At 63.1% G+C, this 12,002-nt stretch carries 9 protein-coding genes; 5 read left to right on the plus strand and 4 right to left on the minus strand.

Annotation, left to right across the window (positions count from 1 at the left end; all coding sequences use genetic code 11):
• Positions 1-203 precede the first annotated feature (203 nt).
• Entirely contained in the window at positions 204-2,048 is a 1,845-nt protein-coding gene (gene ilvD, locus NP945_RS06350; RefSeq protein ID WP_256745866.1) for a dihydroxy-acid dehydratase, read from the plus strand.
• Positions 2,049-2,091: 43 nt separating this feature from the next.
• Here ilvD and NP945_RS06355 read toward each other — a convergent pair whose 3' ends face one another.
• Positions 2,092-3,846 (minus strand): ABC transporter ATP-binding protein, encoded by a 1,755-nt coding sequence (locus NP945_RS06355; RefSeq protein ID WP_256745867.1) that lies wholly within the window; start codon positions 3,844-3,846, stop codon positions 2,092-2,094.
• A gap of 169 nt (positions 3,847-4,015) precedes the next feature.
• Between NP945_RS06355 and NP945_RS06360 the strand changes: the two genes are divergently transcribed.
• The 3 genes from NP945_RS06360 to NP945_RS06370 all read left to right on the plus strand — a co-directional run bounded on the left by NP945_RS06360 (position 4,016) and on the right by NP945_RS06370 (position 6,698).
• Positions 4,016-5,305 carry an amidohydrolase family protein gene (locus NP945_RS06360; protein WP_256745868.1) on the plus strand — a complete coding sequence of 430 codons (1,290 nt, stop codon included), beginning with the start codon at positions 4,016-4,018 and terminating at the stop codon, positions 5,303-5,305.
• Between the two features lie 87 nt (positions 5,306-5,392).
• On the plus strand, positions 5,393-5,659 hold the full coding sequence (locus NP945_RS06365) for a hypothetical protein (RefSeq protein ID WP_256745869.1): 267 nt from the start codon (positions 5,393-5,395) through the stop codon (positions 5,657-5,659).
• A 115-nt stretch (positions 5,660-5,774) separates the two neighbouring features.
• The gene (locus NP945_RS06370; RefSeq protein ID WP_256745870.1) at positions 5,775-6,698 is read left to right on the plus strand and encodes a DMT family transporter; all 924 of its coding nucleotides are present in this window, start codon (positions 5,775-5,777) and stop codon (positions 6,696-6,698) included.
• 7 nt (positions 6,699-6,705) lie between these two features.
• Here NP945_RS06370 and NP945_RS06375 read toward each other — a convergent pair whose 3' ends face one another.
• The gene (locus NP945_RS06375) at positions 6,706-7,608 is read right to left on the minus strand and encodes a phosphotransferase family protein (RefSeq protein ID WP_127319200.1); all 903 of its coding nucleotides are present in this window, start codon (positions 7,606-7,608) and stop codon (positions 6,706-6,708) included.
• Between the two features lie 101 nt (positions 7,609-7,709).
• On the opposite strand from NP945_RS06375, the gene NP945_RS06380 reads away from it, so the two are divergent.
• Positions 7,710-8,342: a class I SAM-dependent methyltransferase gene (locus NP945_RS06380; protein ID WP_189526032.1), complete on the plus strand. Its 633-nt coding sequence runs from the start codon at positions 7,710-7,712 to the stop codon at positions 8,340-8,342.
• A 1-nt stretch (position 8,343) separates the two neighbouring features.
• Here NP945_RS06380 and NP945_RS06385 read toward each other — a convergent pair whose 3' ends face one another.
• Positions 8,344-10,797, minus strand: a complete 2,454-nt coding sequence (locus NP945_RS06385; protein ID WP_256745871.1) for an FAD-dependent oxidoreductase — start codon at positions 10,795-10,797, stop codon at positions 8,344-8,346.
• Positions 10,794-11,681 carry a phosphotransferase family protein gene (locus NP945_RS06390; RefSeq protein ID WP_127267468.1) on the minus strand — a complete coding sequence of 296 codons (888 nt, stop codon included), beginning with the start codon at positions 11,679-11,681 and terminating at the stop codon, positions 10,794-10,796. Before NP945_RS06390 ends, NP945_RS06385 begins: the two co-directional genes overlap by 4 nt.
• Between the last annotated feature and the right edge of the window lie 321 nt (positions 11,682-12,002).

The following is a 12,002-nucleotide window of genomic DNA, read 5'->3' on the forward strand; positions in this document are numbered from 1 at the left end:
CTCCGAACGCGGTGCCATTTCCATGTCGTCTGCCCAAGGACGGGCATGCAGTGCGCCATCCGACAGTGCCACGCATTTTTTTGAGAGAATCTGGCGCATTGCAAAATTGTGGCCAGACCGGGCTTGCGCGTCTATAACGCCTGCGGTCCGAATTCAGCTCCGCCGCGCCATGCCTGGCTGTGGCCAGCCACCAAGGAAAAAACATGCCTGCCTATCGCTCCCGCACCACAACCCATGGCCGCAACATGGCCGGCGCACGCGGCCTCTGGCGCGCCACCGGCATGAAGGACTCGGATTTCGGCAAGCCGATCATCGCGGTGGTCAACTCCTTCACCCAGTTCGTGCCGGGCCATGTCCATCTGAAGGATCTCGGCCAGTTGGTCGCGCGCGAGATCGAGAAGGCCGGCGGCGTCGCCAAGGAATTCAACACCATCGCCGTCGACGACGGCATCGCGATGGGCCATGACGGCATGCTCTATTCGCTGCCGTCGCGCGAGCTGATCGCCGATTCCGTCGAATACATGGTCAATGCTCACTGTGCCGACGCCATGGTCTGCATCTCCAATTGCGACAAGATCACGCCCGGCATGCTGATGGCATCGTTGCGCCTCAACATCCCGACCGTCTTCGTTTCCGGCGGTCCGATGGAAGCCGGCAAGGTGGTGCTCGCCGGCAAGACGCAGGCGCTCGACCTGGTCGATGCCATGGTGGCGGCCGCCGACGACAGGGTCTCCGACGAGGACGTCAAGGTCATCGAGCGCTCGGCCTGCCCGACCTGCGGCTCCTGCTCGGGCATGTTCACCGCCAATTCGATGAACTGCCTGACCGAGGCGCTTGGCCTGTCGCTGCCCGGCAACGGCTCGACATTGGCGACGCATGCCGACCGCAAACGGCTGTTCGTCGAGGCCGGCCACCTGGTCGTCGATCTCGCCCAGCGTTACTACGAACAGGATGACGAGACGGCTCTGCCGCGCAACATTGCCTCGAAGGGCGCCTTCGAGAACGCCATGACGCTCGACATCGCCATGGGCGGCTCGACCAACACCGTGCTGCACATCCTGGCTGCCGCGCATGAGGGCGAAATCGATTTCGATCAGGACGACATCGACGCGCTGTCGCGCAAGGTGCCGGTGCTGTGCAAGGTTGCTCCGGCCAAGTCCGACGTGCACATGGAAGACGTGCACCGCGCCGGCGGTATCATGGCCATCCTCGGCCAGCTCGACAATGCCGGCCTGCTCAACCGTGACCTGCCGACGGTGCACACGCGAACGCTGGGCGAAGCGCTCGACCATTGGGATATTTCCCGCACGACCAGCCAGAGTGTGCGCGATTTCTTCCTCGCCGCCCCTGGTGGCGTGCCGACACAGGTCGCTTTCAGCCAGGACCGCCGCTGGGACGAACTCGATCTCGACCGCGAGAAAGGCGTCATCCGCTCGACCGAACATCCCTTTTCCAAAGATGGCGGCCTCGCCGTGCTGAAAGGCAATCTGGCTCTCGACGGCTGCATCGTGAAGACCGCCGGCGTCGATGAATCGATCCTGAAGTTCACCGGCCCGGCCCGCGTCTTCGAAAGCCAGGATTCCAGCGTCAAGGCGATCCTGTCCAACGAGATCAAGGCCGGCGATGTGGTCGTCATCCGCTATGAAGGGCCGCGCGGCGGCCCAGGCATGCAGGAAATGCTTTATCCAACCAGCTATCTGAAGTCGAAAGGGCTCGGCAAGGCCTGCGCCCTGGTCACCGACGGCCGCTTCTCGGGAGGCACGTCGGGCCTGTCGATCGGCCATGCGTCGCCGGAAGCCGCCGAAGGCGGGCTGATCGGGCTGGTGCAGGAGGGCGATACGATCGAGATCGACATCCCGAACCGCAGCATCCGCCTGGCTGTCGATGAGGCGGAACTCGCTGCCCGCCGGGCGGCGATGGAGGCCAGGGGCGCCCTGGCCTGGAAGCCCGAGGAAAAGCGCAAGCGCAAGGTGACGACCGCCTTGCGCGCCTATGCCGCGATGGCGACCAGCGCGGCCAAGGGCGCGGTGAGGTTTGTGCCGGAATAGAGCAGTTCTTCCTTCTCCCACAAGGGGAGAAGGGAAGAGTGTGCTACGGCATCAACTGATACTCATAAAGCTTCTGGTAGAGCCCACCCTGCTTGAGCAAGGTCTTGTGCGGGCCGCTTTCCACCACCTTGCCGGCTTCGAGCACCACGATCGTGTCTGCCTGGTGCACCGTCGACAGACGGTGCGCGATGACGATCGTCGTGCGGCCTTCCGTCAATTGCTGCAGCGCGTCGCGGAACAGCGCTTCCGATTCGGCATCAAGCGCGCTGGTCGCTTCGTCCAGCAGCAGGATCTCGGCATTGCGCAGCATGGCGCGTGCGATCGAGATCCGTTGGCGTTGGCCGCCCGATAGCAGGCCGCCATTCTCGCCGACATCCGTCTCGTAGCCTTTCGCCTGCGCGCTGATGAAGTCATGGGCGTTGGCCGCCTTGGCGGCGGCGATAACCTCTTCGTCGGTCGCACCCTCGCGCCCAAGCCGGATGTTGTGCATGATGGTGCCGGCAAACAGGAATGTATCCTGGCTGACATAGGCGATCTTTTCCCGCAGCGATGCGAGTGTCGCATGGGAAATATCCTGACCATCGAACAGCACCTTGCCACTCTTCGGGTCGTACATGCGCATGATCAGGTTTAGAATCGTCGACTTGCCGCCGCCGGAAGGCCCGACCAGCGCCGTCATCTTGCCGGGCGCAAGCGTCAGATCGAATCTGTCCAGCACCGGCGGCCCGTTTTGATAAGCGAAGTCGACGGCGTCGAACCGGATCTCGCCCGGTCCGGCCAGAAGCGGCTTCGCGCCGGGCTTCTCCACCAGGGTCAGCGGCTGGTCGGCGAGCTCGAACATCATGCGCACGCCGACAATACCGCTTTCCAGCGATATGCGCACGCGCGCAAGGCGCTTTGCCGGCTCATAGGCAAACAGGAGCGCCCCGATGAAGGCCATGATGTTTCCCGGCATCTGGCCGCCCTGCAAGACCAGGAAGCCGCTGACGAAGATGGCCCCGGCAATTGCCAGCCCGGCCAGCGTCTCCATCACCGGGCTTGTCGCAGCCTCCAGCGTCGCGATGTTATTGGCCCGGTTCTCGACGTCCGACACGGCCTTGTACATGCGGTTGCGCATTGCGCCTTCGAGGTTGAAGGATTTGACGACGCGCACGCCGATTGCCGTTTCCTGCATCACCTGCACGATCTGGCCGACCGAGCGAAACTCCATCGCGGCGAACTTGCGAACACGTTTGAGGATGCGGTTGACCCCGTAGATAGCCAAGGGGCCGACGACGAAGCAGATTATAGACAAGGCTGGCTGCTGCCAGACCATGACTCCTACCAGGACAACCAGCGACAACAGATCGCGCACATAGGACGTGACAACGAGGTCGAGCACGTTGCGCGCCGCCTGCGCATTGTTGGTCATGCGTGTGATCAGGTCGGACGACGAGGTCGAATGGTAGAATTCGATGCCTTGCGCCAGGATTCGGTCGTAGATCTTGCGCTGGCGATCGGCGATGATGGCGTTGCCGACCCGGCTCATGAAATAAGCCTGGATGAAGTTGGCGAGACCCTTGAGAATGAAGATCGTGGCGACCCCCGCCGCAATCAGGTTGACGCGGTCAATCCGCTTGAAGACCACGAATTCGTCGGTGATCTCTTTGAGAATCCAGGCGCTGGCGCCGGTCGTGGCGGCCACCACAAGCATCGACAAGATCGCGGCGCCGTAGCCAAACCTGTGCTGATAAAAGGATTCCCGGATCAACCTCGCAACGAGGCGCTGGTTTTCCGTCGAGCGGAAGAAACGAAACAAACGGCGGATCCTTGAAACCGGGACAACGAAGGCGGCTTATAGAGGGAGTTGCGGCCGGATGGAACCATCCGCGGCCGCCGCGGACAAACCGCTGTTGCAAGCGGCATCGACGGGATGCGATTTTCAGCCTCGGCACTATCAGATGATTCTTTTGACGGGATGACGACAGATGGCTTTCGACCTTATCGTTCGCGGCGGCACACTGCCTGATGGCAGGGTTGCCGACATAGGCATCAGCAGTGAGACGATCGCGGCGATCGAGCCCACCCTGCAGGGTCCTGCGCGGACCGAGGTCGACGCCCGCGGCAATCTGGTCTCGCCACCCTTCGTCGATCCGCATTTCCACATGGACGCCACGCTCTCCTACGGCATTCCGCGCATCAACGCGTCGGGCACGCTGCTCGAAGGCATTTCGCTGTGGGGCGAGTTGAAGCCGCTTTTGACGCATGAGGCGGTGCGTGATCGCGCATTGGCCTATTGCGACTGGGCGGTGTCGATGGGCCTGCTCGCAATCCGTACCCATGTCGATGTCTGCGATGACAGGCTGCTGGCGGTCGAGGCGCTGCTCGAGGTCAAGAAGACGGTCGCCCCCTATATCGACCTGCAACTGGTCGCCTTCCCGCAGGACGGGTTTTATCGTGCTCCATCGGCGCGTGAAAACACCATTCGCGCGCTCGACATGGGCGTCGACATTGTCGGCGGCATCCCGCATTTCGAGCGCACCATGGCCGACGGCACGCGCTCGGTAACGGAGCTGTGCGAGATCGCGGCCAGGCGCGGCCTGATGGTCGACCTGCATTGCGACGAGACCGATGATCCGCTGTCGCGTCACATCGAACAGCTTGCGTATGAGACGCAGCGCCTTGGTCTGCAGGGCAAGGTCGCCGGTTCGCACCTCACCTCGATGCATTCGATGGACAATTACTATGTCTCGAAGCTGCTGCCGCTGATCGCCGAGGCCGGCGTCTCGGTCATTCCCAATCCGCTGATCAACATCATGCTGCAGGGCCGCCACGACACCTTCCCGAAGCGCCGGGGCCTGACTCGGGTCAAGGAAATGCTGGCGCTCGGCATTCGCGTCGGCTGGGGCCAGGATTGCGTGCTCGATCCCTGGTATTCGCTGGGCACCGCCGACATGCTCGATGTCGCCTTCATGGGCCTGCACGTCGCTCAGATGTCGAGCCCGGCCGAGATGGCGCGCTGCTTCGACATGGTCACCAACGTCAATGCCGCGATCATGGGCCTCGATCATCTCGGCCTGGCGGTCGGCAAGCGCGCCAGCCTTGTCGTCCTCGATGCCGGCAATCCGGTGGAGGCCCTGCGCCTGCGCGCCGAACGCCTGTGCGTCATCGCCAGGGGCAAGGTGGTGGCGGAGCGGACGAAGCAGGAAACCAGGCTGTCCATCGACGGAAGGCCGGTACTTGTGAACCGACGGCACCATTCGCATCAGGACCAATAGGACACCGCATCTGCATCAAGGGTCTGAGCTTCGCCCGTCCGGAAATAAGTCTACATTAAGGCTCCACTTTTATTCGAGGAGGATTCCATGTGGCGCAAGACTGTGATGGCGGTGGCGTTGACGGTGCTTTGCGCCGGCTGCACGACGGTGACGGCAGAGGACCGCCGCGCCGCCGACGAAGCGAAATGCCGGTCCTACGGCTTCGTCAAGAAGAATGACGCCTTTGCCGAGTGTCTGCAGCGCATCGATCTGGAGCGGCGTGCGGAGCTCAGACGCACCCCGGCTTTCGACCCCTGGGACAGGCCGGTGATCTATCGGCCCATTATTCTCAGGCCGCAGCCAAAAGGGAACTGAATCGCGCAGACCCAGCCGATTCCCGAGGCTGGCCTTGCCGATTTCCGGTTTTCTCCTCGTCAAAGCCGCCGCTTCCGTCTACGACGCGGCTAACTAGGGAGGAATCGGGATCGGCATGACGCAGCCCGCGGCGCAGAATTCGACGATCAGGAATGTGCTTCTGGCCGGCATTCTGCTGATGCTGGCCGGCGACTTCCTGTTTGCGCTGAACGACGCCATGGGCAAGTGGCTGGTCGCCAGCTTCTCCGTCGGCCAGGTGGTGCTGATCCGCTCTATCGGCGCCTTCTTCGTGCTCGGCCCGATGATCGCCAATCAGGGCCCGGCCAAGCTGTTTCGCATGGAACGTCTGGAGCTGCAGCTGCTGCGGGTGGTGATGACCACGCTCGACACCGCGCTCTTCTATGCCGCCGTGGTCTATCTGCCGCTTGCCGATGTGATGAGTTTCTACATGGCCGGGCCGATCTACGTTGCGGCACTCTCGCACCTCTTGCTTGGCGAAAAGGTCGGCTGGCGCCGCTGGATGGCGATCCTGCTCGGCTTCTGCGGCGTTTTGATCATGCTGAAACCGTCCTCGGCGGCGTTCTCGCTGTCATCGGGTTTTGCGCTGGTAGGCAGCATCTCCTTCGCCTTCGCCATCATCCTCAACCGCCGCCTGCGTGGCACCAGCGACACCAATCTGGTGACATGGCAGACCATCGGCACGCTGCTGGTCGGCGGTGTGCTGACCATCGGCGCCTGGCAGACGCCGTCGGCACTCGATCTCGGCGCCATGCTGCTGCTCGGTATCGTCTCCTGCGGCGCCCACCTGATGATCACCAGGGCGCTCAAGCTGGCGCCGGCTTCGACATTGGCGCCGCTGCACTACACACTGCTGCTGTGGGCGGTAGTGTTCGGCCTGGTGTTCTTCGGCGACGTTCCCGGTCCGCGCATCCTGATCGGCTCGGCCATCGTTGTTCTCGCCGGCCTGTTCATCTTCCATCGCCAGAAAGTGGTCGAGACCACTGTGCCGCCCGAAAACGTGCCGAAGGGCGTGAGTTAGTCCAGGCTCAGCCCCGGTGTATTGCTGCCAGATGCCGCGAAAACTCCGGCGTCTCCATCAGCGCCTTGCAGCGAGCGAAACGGCCATCGGCATAAGCGCGAAAATCATCGACCGGGTTGTTGTTGGCGAGCTGGATCAACCCCCACAAGGTCCACAACAGGTCGCACATTGCCTTGTAGATGACGATGCGGCCGCGCTCCGCCGGCCTTGCCTCGCCGCCGAAATAAGCGCGTATCATCTCTTCGTCCTGGGCGGCGTCGAACTTGCCCTCCACGCTGAGGTCGCCAAGGTCCCAGAGCGGATCGTTCATGCCCGAATATTCCCAGTCGACGATCCACATCCGCTCGCCAGTATCGAGAAAGTTCTCGCACAGCGGATCGCAGTGGCAGGCGACGATCGGCAGCGGATGGGCGGCCAGCGCCGAGCGGACGCTCTCGGCGTCTCGCACCACGTCATGATAACCGGCGGGCAGGGCGACCTCCTTGGTGGACAGCACCTTGAGGTAATCGTCGATCATCGCGAACAATTCGAAGCGGAAGGGAAACACCGCGCCTGAATCATGCAGCTTGCGAAAGGCTTCGCCGGCGCGTGCCGGACTGCCCGGACGTGTCCGGAATTTCTCCGGCGACATCGTTTCGGCGCCGGCGATGTAGCGTGTCACCATCACCCCGGTACCGGGGTCGACATGCAGCACCTCGGGACTGACCCCCGCTTTTGCAGCTTCGCGCGCGGCCACCGCTTCGTTGGCCCGGTTGATGTATTCCTCGGTGCCCTTGCCGGGAATGCGCAGGCAGAAGTCGCCGGCCTTGAAGACGAGATTGGTGAGGCCGCCCAGCCGTTCCAGCGGCCCGCTGTAGCCGGCCAGCATGGGAATGGCGTCCAGTGCGGCACGCGCCTCGTCTGTCACCATGCCTGCGCCCCCACGCTGTTATTTGTCGCAGCGACGGTTCCACAATTTTCGCGCTTTGGCTATCATCACTGCGAGATCAAAAATTGGCGGACTGGATAAAAGTGGCGGACAGCAAACATCAGGGCGCGCTCGGCGCGGCCTACGCGGCAAAACGGCCCGAAGAGGTGGCTGCACTCTATGACCGCTGGTCGGAAACCTATGACGCCGACATGTCGGCCGCCGGCTATCGCCATCCGACGATCTGCCTTGCGTTGCTGGCCCGCCATCTGCCGCGCGGTTCAGCACCGCTGCTCGATGCCGGGGCCGGCACCGGGCTCATCGGTGAATGGCTTGATATTGCTGGTTATCCCCTGGTCGAGGCACTCGATATTTCACAAGGCATGCTGGACCAGGCGGCCCGCAAGGGCATCTATTCCGCGTTTCATTGTCTGGCGCTGGGCGGTCATCTGCCTTTTGACGACGATGCCTATGCCGGGATCATCTCGGCCGGCGTCTTCACCTCGGGCCATGTCGGCGTCGAGGGGCTGGACGAGTTAATCCGCATCTGCCGCCCGGGCGGCGTGATCGTGCTGACGGTCAAGAACACGCTTTGGGATGCCGGCTTTGCCACGCGTGTCGGCGAGATCGAGGCGCAAGGCCTCGTCACCCGCGTCGAGGAAACGCGTCCTTACGTCTCGATGCCCGGCGAAGCCGACACGGTACCAAGCCGCGGCCTCGCTTTGCGCGTTATTTGACCTACGCTTTGACCCTGGCGCCTGCCGGATCATACATCGGCTCGAGGTGGATATTGGCCGCTGTCCTCTCCATCGCAACCACCAGTTCATAGTCGCCGGAAGCGAGAAAATCATCGCTCACCCCGTCGGCGTTGCGCACATAGCCGTAGCCGATGTTCCTGCCCAGCGTGTAGCCGTAACCGCCGCTGCTGAGATAACCGACCGGTTCGCCATTGCGCAGGATGGTTTCGCGGCCGAGCAGCACGATCTCGGGGTCGTCGACCGTGAAGCCGGCAAAGCGTTTCTTCAGTGCCGCGCCGCTGGTCTTCTCCAGCGCGCGCCGTCCAACGAAATCGGTGTTCTTGCGCAGCTTGACCGCCCAACCGAGCCCGGCTTCCTGCGGCGTGTCGTTGGGGGTGATGTCGGAGCCCCAGGCGCGATAGCCTTTTTCCAGCCGCAGCGATTCCAGCGCCCGATAGCCGACCGGGCGGATGTCATGCTTCTCGCCTGCCGCCATCAGTGCGTCGAAGACTTCGCCGGTGACCGCGATCGGCACATGCAGCTCCCAGCCGAGTTCGCCGACATAGGTGACGCGCAGTGCCCGAACCGTGTGGCCGGCGATGGCAATCTCGCGCACATGGCCGAACGGGAAGCCGGCATTCGACACGTCGGCTCCGGTCGCCACCGAGAGCACGTCGCGCGCCCGAGGACCCATCAGCGACAGCGTGCCGAAATCCTCGGTGACGTCGACAAGCATGGTGTCGAGCCCTTCGCCGATATGATCGCTGATCCATGAGAAATCATGCGTGCGGAAACCGGTGCCGGTGACGATATAGAACTTCTCTTCGGCCAGCCGCGCCACCGTCAGATCGGCCTCGATGCCGCCGCGCGTGTTGAGAAGCTGCGTATAGGTCAGCCGGCCGACCGGCTTGCTGACGTCGTTGGCGCAGATCCAGTCCAGCGCCTTCAACGCATCTGGCCCGGTCAGCTCGTATTTGGCGAAAGACGATTGATCGAAGATGCCGACCTTATCCCGCACATGGCGGTGTTCGTCTCCGACCGCCGCGAACCAGTTCTGCCGGCCCATCGAATAGATGTCCTGCGGCTCGACGCCTTGCGGTGCGAACCAGTTCGGCCGCTCCCATCCGAGCTTCGAGCCGAATACGGCGCGCTGCTGTTTCAGCCTGTCGTAGAGCGGCGAGACGATGCGGGGTCTCCCGGTGGCATACTCCTCATGCGGGAAGCCGATCGTGTAATGCTTGCCATAGGCCTCCAGCGTGCGGTCGCAGACCCACTGCCGGTCGCGGTGCAGGTTGGAAAAACGCCTGATGTCGACCACCCACAGGTCGAGCGGTGCCTCGCCGTCGACCACCCACTGCGCCAGCACCCAGCCGGCGCCGCCGCCCGAGGCGATGCCGAAAGCGTTGAAGCCGGCGCCGACGAACATGTTGGCGCATTCGGGCGCTGTGCCGAGAATGAAATTGCCGTCCGGCGTAAAACTCTCCGGCCCGTTGATCATCTGCTTGACGCCGACGGTTTCCAGCGCCGGCACACGCGCGATCGCTTGGCTCATGTGCTGCTCGAAATGGTCGTAGTCGTCGTCGAACAGCCTGAATTCCCAATCATTGGGAACGTCGTCGCCGGGGAGACCAGTCGCCCAGGCCTGCGGGTTAGGCTCATAGCCGCCCATCACCAGCCCGCCGACTTCCTCCTTGAAATAGGTGCGTCGGTCAGGGTCGCGGATGGTCGGCGCGTCGGTCGCCAGCCCGTCGATTTTCTCGGTGATGATGTACTGGTGCTTCACCGGCTGAAGCGGCACGTTGATGCCGGCCATGGCCCCCACTTGCCGCGCCCATTGGCCGGCGCAGTTGACCACCTTGTCGCAGGCGATGTCGCCCCTGCTGGTCTTCACCGCCGCGATGCGGCCGTCCTTCATCTCGAAGCCGGTGACGCGAACATCCTCGAACAGTTTGGCGCCATGCATGCGAGCGCCCTTGGCCATCGACTGCGTGATGTCGGAGGGGCTCGCCTGGCCGTCGGTCGGCAGCCAGGAGGCGCCGACGAGATCGCCGGTCTCCAGCAGCGGCCACATTCTTTTCACCTCGTCCGGCGACAGCAATTGCATGTCCATGCCGAAGCTTTTTGCTGTCGTCGCCAGCCTTTTGTACTCGGTCCAGCGGTCGGCGTTGGTGGCGAGCCTGAGGCAACCGGTCATCTTCCAGCCGGTGGCGAGACCGGTCTCGGCCTCCAGTCCCTTGTAGAGGTCGACGGAGTATTTCAGCACGCGGGTGATAGACGCCGACGAGCGCAATTGCCCGACAAGGCCGGCGGCATGCCAGGTCGAACCCGAGGTCAGCTTGCCCTGCTCCAGCAGCACCACGTCAGCCTTGTGGTCGCGCGCCAGATGATAGGCCGTCGAACAGCCGATGATGCCGCCGCCGATGACGACGATGGCGGCCTGGCTCGGCAATGTCATGATTTCTGTATCCCGTATTTTGTCCGGTAGTTTTCCAGTGCCGCGTCGAGCCGGGCGAGGTTTTCCTCGGTGTAGGCGACGTAGTCGATGCCCGGTGCGTCGAGATAGAGCTCGGAGACCATGCTCCACATCGCCTCGCGCAGCAGCGAGGCGCATTGCATGGCCGCGTGCGAACGGCGGATCGCCTCGTCCGGTTCCTTCATGAAGTAGGCGGTCAGGAAGGCGAAGGATTCCTCGTCGCTCATGCCGGCGTTGGAGGCGGCGCCTGCGAGGTCGAACATCGCCGTGTTGAAGCCGGCATATTCGAAGTCGATCAGCCATAGTCTGTTGCCGTCGTCGAGAATATTGGCCGGCAACAGGTCATTGTGGCCAAAGACGATCGGCAGCAGTTTCTGCGCGCGCTCCAGTTCGTCGGCCAGTGTCAAAAGGCGCGGCAAGTCGCTGCGCTTGCGGCTGCCGCCTTCTTCAAGCGTGCGCGCATAGTCGCGAATGACATGGAACACCCAGAACATGAAGCCGGCGCCCGAGACGTGATTGGGCATCTCCCGGTGGAAGGCGCGCATCAGGGCCGCGACCCGGCCGAGATTGGCGCGCACGTCTTCCGCCAGATAGGTTTTCGCACCGAGAAATTCCGTCACCAGTATGCCTGGTTCGGCATGGCGGACGGCTGGCGCGAAACCGGCGGCATGCGCCGCCCGCGCGGTCATAACCTCGCGCTCGCGAAAGACATGGTGGAACGGATAGTCCTTGCCGAAGCGCACGACATGTCGTCCGGCCGCGTCCGTGACCACATAATTCGCGTTGCTCAGGCCGCCGGGCAGCGGTGCGATCTCGATGCTACCGGTCCAGCAGGGCAGGGCGCGGATGCGATCTTCGGCGGTCACGGAACATCCCTGGTTTGCTGGGCTTCGACAAGGCGCCGTGAACAGCGCAACGATGGCGGGAGAAACGTAAATGATCTCGTCGGTGCGGGACGCCAGGATCGGTATCCCGCACCGCACCGACGAGCCCCTTGGCCAGGTTTTTGAGCCCGGCATCCGCCCCCGCGGATCTGAAAATTCCTTGAACAGGCACGTTTCCAAACGGCCTGATCGCTGAGTCGCGGCTCTGCCCCCAGTCGCAGATCTGAAGCCTGTTGATGTCTTCGATTTCACGCCAGGGCTGCCCGCTTGTCAATAAAAAGGTGTGACTTTTTTTGGGTATTT

The sequence above is a fragment of the Mesorhizobium sp. LMG17149 genome (assembly GCF_024518695.1).
In the GTDB taxonomy this organism is placed as follows: domain Bacteria; phylum Pseudomonadota; class Alphaproteobacteria; order Rhizobiales; family Rhizobiaceae; genus Mesorhizobium.